The 20,235-nt window shown below is 57.8% G+C and carries 12 protein-coding genes; 4 read left to right on the forward strand and 8 right to left on the reverse strand.

The features are described from left to right. Window positions 1-4: 4 nt before the first annotated feature. From queE to queD, 4 genes are read left to right on the forward strand one after another with little or no spacing between them, the layout of a single operon-like run. Window positions 5-637, forward strand: a complete 633-nt coding sequence (gene queE, locus RAD10_RS31360; protein ID WP_270163221.1) for a 7-carboxy-7-deazaguanine synthase — start codon at window positions 5-7, stop codon at window positions 635-637. Then, window positions 634-1,008, forward strand: a complete 375-nt coding sequence (locus RAD10_RS31365) for a 6-carboxytetrahydropterin synthase (RefSeq protein ID WP_270163222.1) — start codon at window positions 634-636, stop codon at window positions 1,006-1,008. The genes queE and RAD10_RS31365 overlap by 4 nt, the downstream gene beginning before the upstream one ends. Beyond that, complete coding sequence (gene queC / locus RAD10_RS31370; protein ID WP_270163223.1) at window positions 1,008-1,715, forward strand: 7-cyano-7-deazaguanine synthase QueC; 708 nt, start codon at window positions 1,008-1,010, stop codon at window positions 1,713-1,715. The genes RAD10_RS31365 and queC overlap by 1 nt, the downstream gene beginning before the upstream one ends. Before the next feature lie 60 nt (window positions 1,716-1,775). Then, window positions 1,776-2,201 carry a 6-carboxytetrahydropterin synthase QueD gene (gene queD / locus RAD10_RS31375; protein ID WP_270163224.1) on the forward strand — a complete coding sequence of 142 codons (426 nt, stop codon included), beginning with the start codon at window positions 1,776-1,778 and terminating at the stop codon, window positions 2,199-2,201. On the opposite strand, the gene dpdD is transcribed toward queD, so the two are convergent. From dpdD to dpdE, 8 genes are read right to left on the reverse strand one after another with little or no spacing between them, the layout of a single operon-like run. Next, complete coding sequence (dpdD, locus tag RAD10_RS31380) at window positions 2,202-4,454, reverse strand: protein DpdD (protein ID WP_270163225.1); 2,253 nt, start codon at window positions 4,452-4,454, stop codon at window positions 2,202-2,204. It abuts the gene before it with no gap. Further along, complete coding sequence (gene dpdK / locus RAD10_RS31385) at window positions 4,451-4,990, reverse strand: phospholipase D-like domain-containing protein DpdK (RefSeq protein WP_270163226.1); 540 nt, start codon at window positions 4,988-4,990, stop codon at window positions 4,451-4,453. Before dpdK ends, dpdD begins: the two co-directional genes overlap by 4 nt. After that, the gene (gene dpdJ / locus RAD10_RS31390) at window positions 4,987-9,534 is read right to left on the reverse strand and encodes a protein DpdJ (RefSeq protein ID WP_461620525.1); all 4,548 of its coding nucleotides are present in this window, start codon (window positions 9,532-9,534) and stop codon (window positions 4,987-4,989) included. The genes dpdK and dpdJ overlap by 4 nt, the downstream gene beginning before the upstream one ends. Next, complete coding sequence (locus tag RAD10_RS31395; protein ID WP_270163228.1) at window positions 9,534-10,262, reverse strand: hypothetical protein; 729 nt, start codon at window positions 10,260-10,262, stop codon at window positions 9,534-9,536. Before RAD10_RS31395 ends, dpdJ begins: the two co-directional genes overlap by 1 nt. Then, complete coding sequence (gene dpdH / locus RAD10_RS31400; protein ID WP_270163229.1) at window positions 10,259-13,363, reverse strand: protein DpdH; 3,105 nt, start codon at window positions 13,361-13,363, stop codon at window positions 10,259-10,261. The genes RAD10_RS31395 and dpdH overlap by 4 nt, the downstream gene beginning before the upstream one ends. Continuing rightward, entirely contained in the window at window positions 13,360-14,262 is a 903-nt protein-coding gene (dpdG, locus tag RAD10_RS31405; RefSeq protein ID WP_461620526.1) for a protein DpdG, read from the reverse strand. Before dpdG ends, dpdH begins: the two co-directional genes overlap by 4 nt. Then, window positions 14,259-16,826, reverse strand: a complete 2,568-nt coding sequence (gene dpdF / locus RAD10_RS31410; protein WP_270163231.1) for a protein DpdF — start codon at window positions 16,824-16,826, stop codon at window positions 14,259-14,261. Before dpdF ends, dpdG begins: the two co-directional genes overlap by 4 nt. Beyond that, window positions 16,813-20,070: a protein DpdE gene (gene dpdE / locus RAD10_RS31415; protein WP_270163232.1), complete on the reverse strand. Its 3,258-nt coding sequence runs from the start codon at window positions 20,068-20,070 to the stop codon at window positions 16,813-16,815. The genes dpdF and dpdE overlap by 14 nt, the downstream gene beginning before the upstream one ends. Between the last annotated feature and the right edge of the window lie 165 nt (window positions 20,071-20,235).

The following is a 20,235-nucleotide window of genomic DNA, read 5'->3' on the forward strand; positions in this document are numbered from 1 at the left end:
CGACATGAGTTACGCCGTCAAGGAGATATTCTATTCACTCCAAGGCGAGGGACGCCATGCGGGGCGGCCCGCGGTGTTCTGCCGGTTTGCAGGCTGCAACCTGTGGAACGGACGCGAACATGACCGCGGGAGTGCCGCATGCAACTTCTGCGACACGGACTTCGTCGGAACGGACGGTTTGGGCGGCGGCCGCTTCGATGGGGCCGCCGCTCTGGCTGACGCAATCGAGCGCATGTGGGCGGGGGTCGGCGGCAAGCGCTTCGTCGTTTTGACGGGTGGAGAACCACTCCTCCAGGTCGACGACGCTCTCGTGTCCGCTTTGCACGAGGCCGATTTCGAGATCGCGATCGAGACCAACGGGACGCTTCCAGTGCAGTCGCCCATCGATTGGATCACTGTAAGCCCGAAGGGCACGACGAAACTCGCTCAGAAGTCCGGGAACGAGCTCAAACTTGTGTTTCCGCAACAGAACGTCGATCCCGCCTCTTTCGAAAGCCTCGCATTTGAGCACTTCCTGTTGCAACCGATGGACGGTCCTCACCGTGACTCCAACATGGCGAGAGCCATCGCCTACTGCCTCGAACGTCCGAAGTGGAAACTGTCGCTCCAAACGCATAAATATATGAGCATCAGATGATCTACGAACTCAGCAAGGAATTCCGGTTCGACTCAGCGCACACGTTGCATCGCACCGTCGATGTGGAGCCTAGCCTTAGGATCCACGGACACTCCTATCGGGCCGAGGTCGTTTTGCGCGGACTACCCGACGCGAGCACAGGAATGCTGATGGATCTTTCTCTGTTCGAGCGAAGTCTTGAGGAAGCACGCAATGGCTTGGATCACCGGTTCCTGGACGAGATCAACGATCTTGGGCCTGCCACCATGGAGAATCTGGCCGCCTGGATCTGGCGTAAGGTGAAGCCCATTTGTCCCAACCTTTGGCGTGTCACCGTCCGACGGGACAGCGATGCCGGCGCCTGTAGCGTGTTCGAGCGGGAGGCCGCCTGATGCCCGACAAAACTGCCTTGGTCCTCTTTTCGGGGGGACAGGACTCTGCGACTTGCCTGGCTTGGGCTCTCGACCGTTTCGATCATGTAGAGACGATCGGCTTCGACTACCGCCAGCGCCATCGCGCCGAACTAGACGCGAGAGACGATTTCCGCCACGAGTTGGAAGCGAAGTTTCCCTCCTGGGCTACGAAACTTGGCACCGACCGCGTTTTGGATCTTTCCGTGCTCGGGGAGATTAGCGAGACCGCACTGACGCGAGACGTCGAGATCGTCGCGGAAGCATCCGGACTTCCGAACACTTTTGTTCCCGGCCGAAACATCTTATTCCTCACATTGGCTGCGGCCGTCGCCTACCGAAGAGGGCTAAAGCACATTGTGACCGGTGTGTGCGAAACCGACTTCTCCGGCTATCCAGACTGTCGCGACGACACGGTCAAAGCCCTGCAAGTTGCGCTCAACCTTGGAATGGAGACCCGTTTTGTTCTCGAGACGCCGCTAATGTGGATAAACAAGGCGCAGACTTGGATGCTTGCCCATGAATTGGGAGGCTCCCCCCTTGTCGATCTCATTCGCAAGAGCACCGTGACCTGCTATCACGGAGACATCGCGACGGTGCATGAATGGGGACGCGGATGTGGCGAATGCCCGGCCTGCAAGCTACGAGAACGTGGATATAAAGAGTTTGCCGATTCGCCGGTTCATTAGCACTCCGGTGCGCGAGCCAAAACCGAACTTTCGGTCCATCCTAATCTAGGAGCACTGCGGATGACAACACATGTCAAGCCTGCTCATCTCGAGTCGAGCACGCCGGCCAGCACTGAACCAACATCGCAGGCTTCCAAATCGGTCACCCGCATTGGCCGTACCTATCGTTTCGAGTCAGCCCATCACCTCCCGCTCCTGCCGGAGGGGCACAAATGCAAGAACGTTCACGGCCACAACTATCGCGTTGAAGTGATCGTATCTGGCGCTTTGGACGCACGCGGTTTCGTGATGGATTTCGCTGAAATCGACGCCGAGATTTTGCCACTCATAAGAAAGGTCGATCACCGGTTGTTGAACGACGTCGAAGGCCTTGAAAATCCGACCGCTGAGATCATTGCAACTTGGTTTTTGCAGCGCATCACAGGCTGCCAAAGCGTCAGAGTTTATGAGAACGACGACTGTTGGGCTGAGGTCAAGATCGCCTAACTACTCTAGATTATCCAACACTGCTCTTAAGATGCTGGCAGTTCCTTTGCCCACAGCCCAGATCGGCTCACCCTCAGGTAAGGCGTCCTTCACGCAATAGAACGCTTGGTGACTGCTGCTTTTCCAAGCGAACACGAACATGTCCGAGGCTTTCGCTAGATTCGCAAGCCTTGGGGTGCAAACCAAGTCTGAATTGACTTCAACTCTGCAGCCAGGGAACATTCGTTCGAGCGCATCCTTTGCGCGGCTGCCTGCACTCTCAGAAAGGGTGTAGATGCCAAGCGTCTTGCCCGCGAGATCGGGCGGTCGAGAGGCGACTTCTTGAGTTTCGCTGGAGCGCCGAAGGGCATCAAGCGTTGCTGTCTCGATACCATAATCTTTGGCGAGGAACTCCATCGGCAGTAAATCCTGCGGACGAAGTCTATGGGAGAAACCGCGCGCCTGTGCAAGAATCTGGACAAAGAAGCGGAGCCTCGCCTCGCGTGCGGATGCCGATGGGCTCGGCGCTATCGCCAATGCCTCGCAAATATCAAGGCTCCAAGGGAGATGTGCATACGAGCCGACACGTCGTTGCACATCCTCCAAGTCGCTGATGAGTGACTGATAGTCGGCGTCAGATAGGCCCATTTCGAGAAGCCGGCCGAACAATTGAGCGAGCAAGTCCAGATCTGTGCGACTGAGGACCTCCTCCATGGCGATAAAAAGAAACAAAATGTTGGCGATCGAACGCAAAGCAGGCGTTGGCGTACTTTCCTCAGAAAAGAATGCAGCCATGAGATCCGGCACAGACCGGCGGACCAGCGCGGCCGCATCCCCACTAGCACCGCCTATCAATTCCGCAAACGAGTTCGAGAGCTTTTCGTTTTCGCGAAATGGCGCTATGTCCCAACCGCTCACGGCATCACGGGCCTGGAGTTCAGCCGCCTCCAGATCACGGCCGGCGGCGACGTGTTTCGCCCAGCGCATCCAAGCAATCGGATGTTCATCGGCCGCTGCGGTCTGCGATTTTCTCGAGCGAAGGGCCTCTAGCTTGGCCTGAACGGCAGGAGCGAGATTGCTGACAATGGCTGGAGCAGCGTCGATGACGCCCAGTAATCGGCTCTTTGCCTCTTCAGTATCTATGAAAGAGACACAGAAGAGAAGCCGGCTCACCGATTTTCGACTGAGAGGCAGGGCGAGAAAGAACTCGAAAGCTCGGTCATACTGCGCGTCATCGAATGCCTCCTCAGCATCGGCCTCGCTGATCCCAGTATCCGCAGGTGCCTCTGATGCTGACGACAACGCCTGCGCCCAGACACCTTCTCGCTCGATGTCAGGGAGAAGAGATGAGAGATTGTGGAGGATGTTGATGTCGGATCGGGTTTGCAGGCGCTCGTACAGTAGAAAGGCCTTGATAACCCGCGGCGTCCGGATGCCGCGGCGGGACGCGAACAGTCGCGGATAGCGACAAGCGATGTGCAGTTCGAACGCCTGGAGTACCTGCACCAGCGAGCCACCCGCCTCCACTTCCTCAATATAGGTGCGGTAAAGCGCCTCAATAATATCAGCGAGAACCTGAGGCGGCAAAGCGAGGTCCGACATCGTCGAAACCAGCCAGTGATCACGCGCGATCTGTGGCCAATACCCAAGACCTGCCTTGAGCCGGACATCGAGATAGCGCATATTTTCTTCGTTGAGCCGCCCGGTTCCCCGAAGTTCGGCGATCATCAACTCCGCCCGCGATTCATCCTGTGCAAGCAGAGCACGGTCGAACTCTGCGCGGATGCTGCCGATTGGGCGAACGGTCTGGCTTACCGTCTGCGGGCGCAACTTTAGCGTTTCGTTATAATCGGCGATCCGTGCTGCAATTCTCTCGTTGCTCTCAGGATCGGCCCCGGCAAACCTATAGACCATGCCGCCGGATCGACTTCGCATCGCTTTCGCCATTGCGTCGTTCGATTTGACCGGTACGACATCGAAGGTGCTTAAAAACGTCGGCCCGAGCCAAGCTTTTAGTTCCGCCCCCAATTCGAGGCCACCTTCTGCTGTTTGGGTTGTCGCGTACCAACCAGCAATTCTACCATCACGAATGAAGGGCAGGAGAATCGGCGCGCGCTGATCATGACTTGCGAGTTTTTGAAGCCATGGTCGAATGTGATTGGCAATGGCTACCGCAACAACGCCGGTCCGAAGAGCCTCCCAATCAAGCCCATTCGGTGAGGTGAAAAACGTGCGGAGCCATCCGAGATCGCTTGTAGACAACCCATCGATCATGCGCCGCCCTCGGCATACGATTCAAAGTTCAGCCGCGCTTCAGCTAGTGTCTTCAAACTGGTGTCGTAGATGACCATCTCGTCATTTAGTTCAAGTCCGTTGTAGGTCAAATTCATCGAGCCCGACAACAGACCGCGCTTGAGAAGCACACCCTTCGTATGCAGATGCTGACGGCGCACAATCGTGAGCTTGTCCCTCAGGCCTGCTTCAGCCGCGGCATCGGAGATCGCGGCGATTAGTGCGTCATTATGCTGGTCGAAACTCGTTGCAATGCCTAAACGTGACCCGCGCGCCATCAAGTCCACAGCAATTTCGACAAGTCGGATTTCACGGCTACCCCAATCGGGATTGACTGCGTCAAAGCCCCCGGCGCGATTATCAAACAGCACAACGTTGCTGATCCAGGGACTGACCAGCCATGCCCTATCGCGATGCGGTGCGAGCAATTCGCCGAGAAACATCAGTTGTAACAGTTCGCGGATAAGGTTCTGACTGGTCACCGCACTCTTGAAGATGCGGCGGGTCTCGAAACTCATTGAAGCGCCTCCGCGACATCGAGGTCGACCTGAAGGCTATCCGCCACGCGTCGAACCGCCTGGACGCGCGCGAAGACTGATAGATAGTTGGCCTGAACCGGATTGGTTGCAATGAAGCTCAAGGCGTCAGCGAGAAGGACTGAAGACGCCATGGGGCAAGATAAGGTCACGGCACCGACATCGGCGAGTCGTTCGAGGCATTTTTCTTTCCAATCGACCTCGCTAACATCGATCGAATACAGACCTTCTTCAAAGTAGGATCTTAGCAACAACGGTTCGGGTAATGGGAGGTCTACGTAGGGGGAGTAGAGCCTAAGGCCTGATTGCCGAATCTGCGCTCCGCGAGGCCAAAGCAATCCGTATATGACGCCGAAGCGCCATTGGTCAGGGTTTATGGTCGGTGCATCTATACCTGCAAAGGCGAGCGCGGCATCGATATCACCCCGTCGAGCAAGTCGGTACGCGATGACACGCGCGTCCAGTTCGACGCCCAGGCGTTGCTCCTGCGCATTCCACTGCCGTATGGCTTCAAGAAAGAACGCGTCACTCTCAGAACTCGACCCCGGCCGGAGCACTCTGTTGGCAAGCGCCACGATGAACGCATGAAAAGTCGCAAAGCCTTCCTCAGCGAGAGACTGACGTAGCACGGAGAAGGCGCTGTAGCTTTCGTACGCGCCGTAGGCACTGCGAAAGGCCTGCGCGGCCAACGACACCCCGCCGTCAGTATCATTTTCGACAACAGTCTCCAGGTACCGCTGAAGTTGAAAGTCGCTTAGCGAGAAGTCGTTATCGCGCAGAGCCGCGGTCATCAAGTTGAAGAACCGGCGCGGATCCTCAGCATATTGACGAAGAGCCTCCTCGATGTGCCCGTTGCCTCCCGGCGCCAACTCGGTGATCCACACTTCCGCGCTTGGCTCGCCCGCGAAGACGTCATCCTCCTCCCGAGGCCCCGCGTCGATGTCGACGACCAGAGCATCACCGTCAATCTCTGGGCACAAGCTTAGGACCGCGCTAAAGGCGGCCGCTCCCGCCGTGGCAGTGAAACGCTCGCGGAGCCACGGCTCCCAATCGGCGGTGATCGGAGTCCATAGAATCGCGGCTAGATCAAATAGGCCTGCATGGACCCTTGGGTCGGCAAGAAGGGCTGCAAGATCCTGCCGCAATCGGTCCTGAACATTGGCTTGCGCATTGATGTCGTCGACCACGGCCGACTGAAAGAGTACATCGAGCGTTTGCTGTAAGCTCAGGTCAGCAGTGCCTCCCGCCAGATTAGCCGCAGCCCCTTGCAGGCTGATCGACCTGGCGATTGCCTCGTTGCTCAGTGAGGCCAGCAGCAGGTGCGCCAGCCATTCTCGGGCGAACGGACTGTCCACCATTACGAGGTATTCGCCGCGCAAGGCTTGGTCGTGAAAACGAGCCGTGCGCATTGCTCGGTAGCGAATATCCGATTCGTCACCGAGATCAGACCACATGGCTTGTGGAAAGCGCAGTCTGATGGTCATGGCATCAACCGCCAAGCTAAAGCCCAGTGCAGCCGGAGACTCCCCCATTTCGAAGCTGAATTCTTTTACAAGGGCGGTCCCGTCTTGAAAGTTGATTGTGGCGTCGCTAACGAGCGCCATGCGCCTTAGTTCGACCGGACTGAGGCCCTGGTGCGTATGGAATCGCACGTCCGCAACATGGCGAGCCCAATGGCTGCTCTGCGGCGGCTCAAGCACAAGTCCTGATTGACGTGCGACGATCTGGGTACGCCACCGCAGTCTGGCGTTGGAAGTATCGACAATATTGGGAGGAGGCAACTGCACCGTGATGACCCGCGGCCGGTACACCGGAACACGTCGTGGGCCCGCAAATGATTGAATTAACCAATCGCCGAGTGGATCCGCCTGCACGCAAGAATCGAGCGCAAATTTTTGGGCACGATTCTGATCTGGTTGCGGGCACAGCCAGTGACGTTCGCGTCCATGGCTAAGCCCGAACCGGCGAGACACGCGGCCTGCCGCAAACTCACGCATCGCCTGTGCGATGGGCATTGTAACAGGATCCGGGGGCACACCTCCTGCTCGGGGCAAGACGATCTCGACCTCGGGAAGATTCAATTCGCTAAAGAGATTGGCCGGCACAAACTCGGGAAGCGGTGAATTTCGGATCTGGTAGTCGCCGCCGGCCTGGCCGTTGGCGCGCCACCCGGTCTCGAGCCGACGAAGCGCCGTTGGTAGCACTTGCGTTAGCAGCGGCCGTGGATGTTCCCATAGCAATGATTGCACCTCGTCCGTGCCGAGACGCAACGCGTTAGATATGAAGGTCGCATATCGGTCCTGCTCGGAAGCGTCGATCAGCAAACGCCGCATTATGCTCGCCAGGCGCGCCTGCCGCTCGCGTTGGTTCGGTGCTGACGCCGGCCCGACCAGATTTGTCCAAACACTCCCCCTTGTGCCTGGACCGATCATCTGACTGAGATAGTCAAGCGTTACGTAGACACCTTGGATCCGCTCGACATAGCGATTACCAATCGGAAGCGACCGAACAGGCACTTGGGGATCAAATAGAAGGTCATAGCCTTGGTATGCAATACGGTCGCGACCGTAATCGGAAAGAACCGCGACAGTCCACGGCCGCATGCGCCGCGATCGGCCAGCGCGACCTTTTCGTTGCAGAAACTGAGCGACGTCGACAGGCGCCTTGTGCTGGATGACGCCGCCGACGCGAGGATCGTTGAAGCCGACTTCCAGGGACGCGGTGGCGACGATAATGTCGAGATTGTTGCCCACCCCTGGATCCATCGCCATGACCCGTCCAACGGACTTGCGATCGTTCGACTGAAGGCTATGGCCGATTTCGACTGGCACTTCCCAGTCCTGCCCATGAAGCTTGCGCTGTTGGCTCGACATTGGTCTTCTCAGAACAGCAAGTCCGCCATTGGGGTGGCGCCTCATGTCAACCGCACCAGTGCTCCGCCGGCCTTCTGCGTCGAGCATCGCGAAATACATTCGATTGATGACGTCGATGTTGTCGGCAAACAGGAACAGGCGTTCGCCGAAAATACCCTCGCTCTTAAGCACGTCGGGTGCATCGAGTATACGCGAAAGCAGCATCGCGGCTTGGATCGTGGTCGACAGGAGCGCTGTGCGCGAAACCGGATCGCCGCGCAGCGCGATCAGGTATTCGGCACCTTCGGCGATCATATCGCCAACGCTCGGCGCGACCTCAATGGAGGCATGTTCGTTTAAACCTGTCAGCCGTCCAAAGAAGCGCGCGCCATCGGTAAGCGTCGCTGAAAGGCCAACAAAGCTCACCGGTTTGCCGAGCAGGTGACGCCAACGGCGAAGTAAGAAGGCAACCTGCGCGCCAGAGCCTCCGGAATATGTATGAACTTCGTCGAGGAGCATCATCTCGACCGGTCGTCGGCAAAGGTCGCCCAGCCCAAATAGATGACGAACCCGGTCGTCTCCCATGCGCTGGTTAAGCATCTCCGTCGTCGTGAACAGAATGTCGGGGCTTTCCCGCTCAAGCCTGCTACGCGTCAGGATGATTTCGTCGCTCTCAATTCGCTTTCCGCATTCGAGACAAGATAGCCGCTCGGTTCCCATGCGACGGTCGGCTTCGCCCCAAACCATTTCGCCGTCGCAACCGTCGCGGGGACAACGCAGATACTCACAGACAATACCATCTGCGTGCGACCGCCATCCCTTTGCCTCATGGGCGGTGGCGGCGCTGTAGGGCGTTGGTCCGAAGAATGTACCGATCAGAATTTTGCGAAGTCCGCGCCCGGAGAGAGAGACATCAAGCCGCCTGGCCTGCGCATAAACCTCCGCAAACTGATCCTTCAGCAATTCGTTGCGCGGATAGAGCGCAAGGATTTTGACCCAACGACTAGTCGCCGCGTCTCGCAGGATATGCGAAGCGATGCGAGCGAGCCCAGGCAGATAGAACGCGAGTGTCTTTCCGCTGCCCGTTCCCGCACTCACCAGCGTCGCGATCGAGCGAGAACTTTCGAAACCTCCAAGGATGCGTGCAGCAGCCGCGACCTGAAACCGAGCAAGCGTAAATTTGACCCCGTAGCTCTCAATAAGTGAAGCGATCGCCTGGCGGGCGTAGCCATCGGACGTGACCGCACTGATCGCAGCTAAAGCCTCGAGGGCATTGATCGAGCGTTTTGGATACCGACGGCGGCGCCAGATAAAGCGAAAATCTGCTACCAGCGTGGGTGCGTTTTGCCATCCGATCAACCCACTGTGCTTTGGGAAGAGCTGTCGCAAGCGAAAAAACAGTCGTACAGCCTCTGCCATACGCGAGCGGTATCGCGTGCCGGGCGCCTCACCAATATCGAATAGCAATGCTCGGGCTTTGAGCACGTCGATCACTTGAGAGGCGCGAACCAAGCTCGACCCGTCAGCGTATCGAGGATCGTCGAGCAGGGAATCTATGAGGTCGGCGATTTCCTCAGACGTTAAGAATCCGTCGACCAGCCCCCAGGTGAGGAGGCGCGCCTCTCGCTGTTCTATCTGATCGAGCGCCACGAGGATGATGGTCTCATCGCTCATCAGCCGCGCCCCTTCGCACTTACGCGATAATTGTCGAAACTATCGTTTTCCTTGAGCCAGTTCACAACTTCAGGGGTGAGCAGCGCAAGCGGTGCTCCGCTGACCGAAAGTACAGCCTCGAGAAACTGCTTTACCGCGGCGGGCACCGCAAAATCAAAGTTTTGCGCAACTGCTTCAAGATCCGCGGCCAATTCTTTGACGCGGTCGATAGCTGCTCGATCAGCAGGCAGTGTTTCGAAAGCTGCCTTAAGCCGATCAAAAAGTCTCTGATACTCGTTGAAAGCGGCGTCGTTCGCCTTTGTCCGGGCAAGACGCGACCTGATGACTGCCGGGGCGTCGCCGGCGAAAACATGCTGACGGTATGCCCGCCAAGCGGCCATGACTGCCGAAGCGAGATCGCGCGATGCGGTATCAATTTCGTCCAGCATCGACCTCCACGCCTGCGCTCTCTTCAGCGTTGAAGCCTTGGGCTGCGCGCGAAATCTCTCAAGGATGCCTCCGGCGCGTTTACGGGCGGCGAGCAACGAAGCCGGCGGCGGCACTGCAATAGCCGCATCGACTAGCCTGACCTGGTTCGTTAAGTGAGTACCCAGCTTCTCAGCTCGTCCAGCGAGATCGCCGCGCAGACCCTCAAGATCACCGGCTTCGGCTACGCTTGAACCCAACTTATCAAGGCGAGCAAGTCGCTCGCGGAGCGCTGTTGCCCGCGCCGGTAGCGTAGTTGTCATTGGGCGGCCTCCGCAGTCTGAACAGAACCGCCGACAATTTCGAGCAGGGTTGTAATTTCACCGCAAAGCGTCTCGGGGTCAGCCTGACTACGATCGGCCTCCTCGCGAGCGACGCTTTTTTCGGCGGCGGCAATGAGCGTGTTGGTGGAAGCGAGAAATTCCATGGTGCGGCCGATAAGCCCGAGATCGAGCGAGCCAAGCGCGTTCAGCAATTTAGGAATTTGCTCGCGATCGGCCTCGTCAACAATTGTGGCGGCCTTGGTAACGAGATCAACGATCGGGCTCGCCTGAAACTCGACGAGGCGCCGTTCGAAATCACGCAAGTTAGTCCGCCAGTCGGACGGGAAGCTTCCTGTCGCGCTGAGCAATCGGATAATTTCCTGAAGGTCCGAAACGAAACCTGTTTTGTCAAACTTTTCGTCGAGGAACTCGTTAATGTGAGTTCGAAAGTCGCGCAACTTTGCAACGATTTGGGTCAATTGTCCCCAAAGCCGAGCCTCACCAAGTGGTCGGATGAAGGCCTTGACTTCATCAGGTAGACGATCGACAGCCTCCGGAACTGCGTCTTCGGCAATGACGTCGAGAAGACGCGCGATATCAACCGCAAAGGCCTTGCCGCCGGAACCCTGGAAGGTTGCGACGCGCTCCAGCAACTCGGATTGAAGGACATCGCGGGCAGACTTTGTACCGATATAGCCGAGTGCCGTGTCACGCATCTTGTCCCAATTGTCTTCGAAGGCTTGCCTTTCCTTTGGCTCCGGCTTTGCAAACAGAGCCGCGAGCGTGGCATCGGCGCCTGAAGGACGAATAGGTGGTGCGAGCCCAGCGATGCGCGATTGAGTAACAAGTGATCGCGCAAGGGCAGCGGCTTCCGCTTTGGCGTCCTCAACGATTAGCGGCGTCATTTGTGCGAGGAGATGATCCACGAGAGCCGCACTTGCGACATAGTCGTCATCAGCTCCTTGATAAGTCCAACGCTTCTCCTTGGCGAACCGGACAGCTCCAAGAATTCCCGCACGAACCGTGCCATTCTCGTCGAGATGATCGTCGCACAGCTTGAGTTGGCGACCGGATTGCGGGTTACCCCGGGCATTGGGAATTGTGATCCAGCTTACCCGCAGATGCGGCTCGCGCATGCGCAGACTGGGCCAGTTCAGCGCGTCCTTCATCATCGCGAAGAGAGCGCTACGAACATCATTAGCCTCCTTCTGCGGGAGTTGTGTACCCACGGCCCAAGCCTCGAGCCTAGTCCGCCATTTCTCCATTTCGGGATCGACGGTTGGGACAACCGGACTTGTCCAATCGTCACGTTCCGTTTCCAAGGGTTTAATCGGATTGGACCCCGGCACCTTGACTCGAGGTGGCTCGGGTACAAACGGAATATTGGCAATTTCGGCCGGTGTTGGCAGTCTGAAAGTCGTAAAGACTGCCGGCGGAATATGACCGATCGCCGCGACGTCTACAGGATTTCCACCCCAGACCGCCAGCAAGGTAGCAAGGCGCCGGCTGGTCTGCTCGGCTTGGTGGCTCTGGCGAATCCAGTTAGCAATGGTGGCATTAGGACGGCAATCTTGGAAGTCCGAGGGCGGAAACTGACCTGCCTCATAGGACTGACGCATCAACAGCGTGTGCCGTAGAATCTCGTTGATGACACGCCGCGGATTGAAGATCAGCCTGGCGCCTTCAGACAAATGTCGCTCTGCGAGTTGTTCTATGGCATTCCTATTGAAAGGAAACAGGGAAACGCCTTTGGCGTCGAAGCCGAATGCGGGGACAGCCTCGCTGCCCTCCTCGCCTAGGTCTTCATCACGCCATACGGGAATCCAATCGGCCATCGATTGTTCGGAGTCGCGTTGCTTGAATAGCCGCCGCAACTCCTGTTCGCCCCAGCGCGCGGCATTCAAGTAAGCGCCGATCATTTCGATCACGCCAGCTTTGATTTGCTCATCGCTCTGCGCGTGACTGCCGATGACCCATTCTCTCTGAGCGCGGGTTAAAATCGTGTCCCGGAAAGCGAGGTAGCCATCCGTGAGAGCGATTGCAGTTCGCATCGTCGCACGCACCTTCTTTCCTTCATATTCACCTTCCTGAATGCAGACTTTAAGAAGAACATCCTGAATGCCTGCGAGCGCTTGAAAATCCTCAATCAGCAACACGAGATCTTTGCCGTCCTCGAACAGGATCTTTCGAACCGCCAGGATGATGTCCTGAAGCGTCATCCCCCCGGTGCTCTGCTCGAGTTGGAACACATTGGCAATCGCTGGGTCCACCGCATCGTTCAGGAGGTCAACGATTGGCTTCAGGCGCTCGGCCGGCGCAATCGCGATTTGCACCTGATAGTATTCTCGAACCTGCCTCGCTGCTTGGTTGAGATCGATCTCCCGTGGCAGCATCAGATCTTCGGCGGCGAATTGAGACAACGTCTCATCGTCGCTCTCGGAGCGACCGCCAATCGCCCGAGCTACAACGCGAGTTAGAACGTTGGTTATGAAATGTTGATCGAGGGCCGCATCGGAGAAGAGACGGGGCAGTTTTTCCGCATGACCGATCAGCGCCTTGAGATGCGTACGGTTCGGGTGTTCCCGAAGTTCGGCGATCATTCGTTCGCGCCGCGCGCTGAGCGCGTTCTCGAGATGCGCGCGGAAAGTGATGACCGCGTCCTTAACGTTGACCTCAGCTACCGCGCGGTTCAGGTCCGCACTCGGTTTGGCATAACGAGGATCGTTGGCAAGCGGTGCTAGGATCAGCTCAACTACGGTACGCAGACTAGCGCTCTTCGGAATCCGGATGATATGCAACTGCCTGCTTTTGGGGGAGCGATGCAACTGGGCGTCAAGCCAGCGGATGATATGCGACTTACCGACACCGGAGGGTCCGGTTATCGGCACTATCAGGGCGCCCCCAGGCACATCATTCGTCAGAAAGGCGTCGAGCAGGTCTTTCTCGGTTGCCGGAGTCGTGAGATTGGTGCCAGCATTGCGTTGGACTAGCGGTGAGGGTTGATGGACCGCTAGCAATACCGAGATGTCTGCGGTCTCAGCCTCATTCTTGATGCAAGCATTGACTGCGGCAGCTTGAGGCCAATAGTTCTTGAGCATCATTTGCCCTTTTTTGCTTGAATCCGGCGGATATGCGTCATGCCGCGCCAGGGCCGCTGATCTGCACCTGTCAGCATGATGCCCTCCTCGCTGTCGCTCTTCTTCTCAGCTGCAATGAGACCTTCCCGGTCCAAGCGCTGGATGGCGCGTGAGAATGCAGTCGACAGATGACCCTCGCTCGGGCGCGTCCAGTTCGAGTCCTTTAGTACCTCTTCGATCTTTAACCGGTATGCACCGCCGTCCAATACAGGCAGCGCAGTTGCGGCGCGCTCAACAAAAATAGGCGCTGGCAACGATTCGTCTCGTCCGAATATGCTAGGAAGCATGTCACGGACAGCATCCGTCGGATCGATCGTAACCTGTGCTCCGCCGCGGGCGAAACCCAGATAAAGCATCCAGGTGCGAAGCCCGTTCCAGCGCGTGTCGTTCTGCAGCATGCGCTTGGCGTCATCAGCAACTTGCGTGCTCTCGAGCGTAGCAACCCTTTGGTGAGAACTCGTGTCCAGCGCGTAGACGTCTTGTGCCAAAATCCAGGAAAGGCCACGACTGAAATCCGCGCTCCTATTTTCTTCGGCCTCCCAGAAGCGAGCGTTGTTGTCGGGCGCAAGAGCTATTTCGCGCGCGACTTTTGGAAGCCGCGCCTCTGCGATATCGGCGTTCCTGCCGAGCAACGATCGATACGGTTCACGTAGCGCAATGACGCCGTCGTCGACAGCAAACAGCCCAAGTTCGGTCCACCTCGTTAGCGACTGGCTTAGGTGCTTGGGATCCACCCCATCCAGTTCGGCCCCGCACGCATTGAGGAGCTCGCTTCGAGATTTGGGGCCGAGTCGCACCAGCGCGCGCGTCAGAACAATCAAGACGTTGAACAGTCCGTCGCTCGGCATATTAAGTATGCTCACGTTCGCGCCCCTAGCTTGAATTGGTCCAAAGAAATGACATTGGTGCCGGTCTCAGCAAGTTTGCGACTGGCGTGTAAGGGATCTGGCGTAGACGCGGGCGCCAATATGACATGCAATGGCCGATCAAGGAGAAGGATGTGCGGCGGAACTGAGCCGCCGCACAAGAGGGTTGCGCGTGGAACCCCATACGAGGATGGGCGAGAGGCTTCCTCCTCGATCGACTGCATGAACAGCATTCCATCGCTGGCTCTTGTGTGGAGCGATCCAAGTTCAGGGGTGCCTGTTCTGAAAGCGTCGGGTGCGGCGATCTCGCGGACTCCGAAAGTCGCAACGAGATCGCCGAGGATTTTGACCATCGACGATGAATCCATAGGTTCTGGGACCGTCAGAATAACAGGCGCAGCAATATTGAGGTGTGGGAATTGCTCGCGGAAAAAACCGATGTCGCAAGGCCCGACTCTTTCGATGCCATAAGCCAACGGCTCCGTGTAATTTAGATCCTTTCTTCCCACTTCGCGGTGCACTGGGCATCCACCACAAGCCGTAGAAACGATCAGAGTTCGCCCCGGCGTATGGTTGCGATAAAGCTGGTCGAGCAGATGCGATATTTCGATCTTGCCGCCAAGCAGATCGTCGAGAAGTTTGCGGTTCAGAGCGGCTGCATCGAATGAGCGAGAGCGTTCATCACGAATTTGCTGATCAAAGACCGACTTGTTGCGGTGACCCGACTTTAGCACGCTCACGACTGTTTGCCTGAAGTATCGCGCCCAATGTTCCTCATTGCGGAGGTCAAAGGCGGCCTCGGTCTCATCTTCAGCGCGGGATATCATCTCGGGCGGGCGCGATTCCAACTCGATCATCTTAGCCCTCGCCATCATGATCAAGGTTCGCATATTCCAGGAGGCATTGTAGTCCGATTGCTGGCGCAGTTTTGGAGGCACGACATCGAGATCAAGCTCCAGGAGACTGCCCATGGCGTCGAGGCGTTTGGCGTGAGCGAACATCGTCGACCATCGTTCGAATGCCAACTCCTCACTGATCAGAGCGGGAGCGCTCAAATGGTCTGCTATCTCCCGGTCAGCTTCTGAACAAAGCAGGATGGATGCCGATGGCCGGCCGTCGCGCCCACCGCGGCCCACTTCTTGGTAAAAACGGTCGACGGTTTCGGGCACGGCGGCATGGATGATCGTGCGCACGTCGCGCTTGTCGATGCCCACGCCAAATGCAGAAGTAGCGACGATCCCGTCGATTGCGTTGCGTGACCACTGATCGATGATTTGCCGGCGGTCGGTGTCGCCGGTCTCGCCATGAAAGCATTCGGTCCGCGAAAAACCTTCACGTCGCAGAATCGTCAGCCACCGACGCGCATCGTCGCGCTTGGTCACGTAGAGAATGAAAGGACGTGGTGCGTGACGGATTGCCTCAAGGACCTTGCGGTCCTTGATCGCATCGACATTCTCGCGGTGGACCCAATATTGCGGCTCGGGACGCAAATGAATGGAGGCCACCATCTGGATCGTGTGAGACGGGCCGAACAGCGCGTCAATGGTCTCAACGGTGTCGGGGGTCAGCGTAGCCGACATGAGGATAGTTCGGAAGCCGGGACCCTCGCAGGCACTCAGCAAGCCGCGCCGGACGCCTGCAAGCATCTGGAAGGCGGGCCGGAAGCCGTCGCCCCACTGGCTCACGAGATGAGCTTCGTCCAAGACGAGGTAGGAAAGCAGTCCGTCTCTCGCGGCATCGTAGAGCGCAGGAAGCAGCGCGCCTGTCATAGCCTCTGGTGAGCAATAAAGAATGCCCTGCCGACCCTCGCGGATTGCCGATTTGATGCTCAAACGCGCGTCGGGAGTGAGATTGGCATGCCAAGCAAGCGCGGGAATCTCACCTCGGGGATGGCGCGCCCTAAGCAGTTCGGCCATCTGACGCGCTTGATCGAGAACAAGCGCTGTGGTCGGCACGACGCAAATGGTCAGGCCGCCTTCAAGGCCGCGAACGAGCACTGGGGCCTGTGCAACTAAGCTTTTTCCCGATCCTGTCGGCAGTGAGACGATGAGCGTCTCGCCAGAAGGCAGCAGGAAGGCGCTACGCACCGCTTCGCGCTGACCTGGTGAGACGTATGTTCCAAATCCACTCGCTTCGGCGAGAAACGGGTCGATCGGCCTTCGCCAATCGAGCCGCACGTCGCCCTCGCCGAAAGCGTCCTCGAACAATGGGGTGTCAGTCTCAGCCATCCAAGCGGGTGACCAAGGCAGCGCTTCGATTAAGAACTGGCCGGTTGCGACGGCTTGCGCACGAATTCCGAATTCTGCCCAGCGATCGCGGCTCGGCCATTCGCCAGTCGAAGGGACGCGTAGCCTAGCCATGGTCATCGTCTGGATCGAGTGGCGGCGCAGCACATGCCGGAGCAGCGGCATGAGGTCCCCCATCTGAATTCGCTCGCCGTCAGAGATCGCACGCACGAGTATCTGGCGAATGCGATCGAACACCCCGTCCGAACCTACGGCGGGCATGGCTCGGGATGGCCAAGCGGCGAGGATATCGTAGAGCGTATCAAAGGTGAGCATTGGACTCACGTGCGGCATCAAGGACGGCGCTGGCTGCCCTGTCACCTGAAAGGAAACAGGCAAGAATTGCATCGACGCGAATACTTGGTTCGCGGATGCCGCCGATCAGGCTTTGCGAAAGCGATCGTTCGAGCGTCCATTCGAAGCTGTCCGCGGTGCTGTCGCCTCGTTCGGCACGGACGCGCAGTTGACCGAGGCGGCCCCGGTCGACCTCCATGGCATTGCCAACGGCGATGTCGAGACTCTCGGTAAGAGACGGAAGGCCCCGCAAATAGGCCTCCGCGCATACGCGAGCCTTGGCGCATAGGTCGGCCCAGTGCTCCAGTTGCGGTACGTCGAGCTTGCCCATCTGTCGCCAACGCGTGGAATTAAGGTTGAAGTCGCGTTCGCCCTTTTTATCGACCTCGGGGCGATAGGCTAAACCAAGTCGCTCAAGCGTCGCCACATCCTGAACGGGGTTAAGCTCTTGATCAAGCCAGACGGTTTGAAAGAAGGGTGGGAGAAGCATGTCTCCGCGACGAACGATGGAAGCAGTGGAGGCATCCGTCAGCCGATCTGCATCAGCGAGAACATTGCATGATCCTTCAACATCGGCCTCCACAATGAAGTCGAACCGAAAGAAGAGGTCGGCGATTCCGGAGCTCCGGTAGTCCGACATCTGCCGCCAAAGGCCAGTCGAGCGGCCACGATCGTCCGCTTGCGCCACCTCCCACATCCCAGTGAAGAAAGGGTCCCCATAGCGCAGCAGGCGCGTGGCGACCGCACGACCCTGCCGACTAAGCGCCGTTCTCCTGCGATAGGTAAATGGTACCGTCCGCACCATGCGGGCGAGATGCGCAGCTGGCGAGACATCTATGGAAGACTGACAGCTTTCATAGAACGTCTCGAGCGGAACGAGTGTGTGGCGATTCGACGTAAGGTACCGATAGCGGAAGAGCTCGACACCTTTGCCCTCTGTAGGTTCTGGTATTCGAGCAAACTGCAGCGTCCCCTCAATCCAAGACGAGGCATCACCCTCGATCGCCTGCCAATTATCGTCGACGTCGGTCAGCGTTTCCAACATGCCACTTGGTGGAGTACCAAGCGCATCCAGAGCGTCTTGTTCATCGATATTGCGAATCTCGCGCTCGATGACACCGTCTTTGCCAGCACTTTGCGCCGTGAGATCCACGAGTGTTTCTGTACCTTCGGCGAAAAGCGATCCCGCGAGGCAACGAGTCGTGTCTTCGATAAGATATTGCAGGCTCGCGACAGAGCGGTCGAAGACGTGCAGGCCGGCATTGAGATAGTCAATCCAGGCCCCCTCGATTGGATTGTCACAGCAGTTCAGAACGATCGACATGACCGCATCACCTGAACCGTAGCGATCGGCGCGGCCAAGCCGTTGCTCGATCCGGTTAGGATTCAGAGGCAAATCGTAATGAACGACGATCTTGCGACCACCTTGGAGGTTGAGCCCCTCTTCAGCGCGATGATCGGCGACTAGAATTGGACGGCTCGGATCAAGATTGAAGGCCAGCCAGTTATCGTCTCCCGGATCGTGGCGATCGACCACGACTTTCAACCGATTTGCCAATGCCAGAGCGAGTGCATCAGCGGTGCTTGCGTCCGAACAGAAAATGACAAATTGCTGTCTCGGCGCGAGAAGCGCTTGCAACTTCTCCACCAGTGCCGAGGTGCGCGCCTCAAAATAGTCGTCGCTTCCTAAGCGCAACAGGACTCGTCCAAAGAGATCGGGTCGGGAGGTGATGTGCGCGTCTCCCCTAAGCGATTCGACTGCGCCCCTGCTGTTCTGGGCATACTCAAGTATTTGATTGAGGATTCCACTGAAGACGCGCACCCGATTCCCGCTGACCAAATCGTTCTCGGCGCCGTCTGCGCTCCTCACTTCTCCGATGCGCCAGTCTTCGAATGCTTCGAACAACCGATTCACTTCGGAAGACGCATAGTTCACGATCGTCAAACCCGAGCGATCAGGCGTTAACCCGGCAACGCTGCGGCGCCTATGCCGCAGAATTCGTCGATGAAGGCGATACGCCTCGCTGAGATGAGCCCTGACCCGGCCTATGGCCTCGATCAAGGCGGGATCATCCTCGGCAGGCATCTTATCGCTGATCGCGCGGAGAACTCGCGATTGCTCCTGCAGCAACGTGTCCTCGGGAAACATCTCCGCCAAACAATCGAGCGGGTGATCAAGATAAAGCACGTTCTCGGGTGTGAGACCCGCGACGATGCCGGCGAGCGCCTGCCGATTTTCGACCCGAAGCCGAAATCCCCCCTGATCGGTTAGCTTGTAAGTGTCGGGATCCAGGAGATGAAGCATCTCAAGAAAGCCGCGCTCATTATGGAGCGCTGGTGTGGCCGAGAGCAGGAGAACACGTTCGATCTTCGGGGCCGCGGCAGCAATGTCGTCATACAGGCCACCCAGATCAATCGTTGGACGATGGCCGGTCAGGTGATGAGCCTCATCGATGACTAGCATGGCGGCCTTGCCAAGAAGAGGCTGTATTCTGTCCCTCTCGTTGAACCCCAAGACATGTATTGTTCTGCCGAGAAAGCCCCCTAGGAAGAACTTCGACTGGAGTTCTGATCGCCATTGCGGAACGAGCGCTTCGGGCACGATCACCAGAACCAGCGTGAGGTCGCCTGAATCTAGGATGCACTGACGGATCAAAATCCCCGCTTCGACCGTCTTGCCGAGGCCGACCTCGTCAGCAAGTAGGTATCGCTGTACCGGATCTTGCAAAATGCGCCGGACCACTTCGATCTGATGTGCTTCAAGCTCCACGGAGGACGAGGCCAGCGCCGACATCCCCATAGCAGTTGCGCGCTGAGCGATCGCGGTCCGGACAAACCTTCTCCGGCCTTCGACAAACCTCGGCGTTTCGCTGATCTTGGCGCCGAGAAATGCCGTCGGGTCCTCGATCGCACGGCGACACCGCACGAAGACGTCCGAGACCTTGAGATATCTGGAAACGCCATTGGGGAATCGGATAAATTGCTTGTCGCCATGATCGTCGAGAAGGCGGCCGATCTCCCAAGCACCCAACACGTCATTGAAATGGTAAATGCGAGTCTGCTCGGGTAGGGTCACGGCTTCAATAGCGCCGACCTCCAAGTCGAGGACGATCGGCTTAGAGACTGGAGCATCAAAATACTCGACGGAGCAACGTTGCCCGTTGGTACTAAGCTTTTTTCCGATGCCGAGAGATGCCCCCTCGCCCTCCCTAACACGTACGAACACAATTCCTCCGTGCGCTGCGTATCCTTTTGTTTCTTATACGCGAGTCGAAGGCCTAAGCCAGTCCAGCAAAAGTCGTAAGTCTGCCAATATAGGTCCGGATTTGGCAGCCAGTTGCAAGCAACTGGGCAAAGTCCCGGCGTCCCGGTGGCGACGCACCGATCTGGG

It is taken from the genome of Bradyrhizobium sp. 23AC (assembly GCF_054863025.1).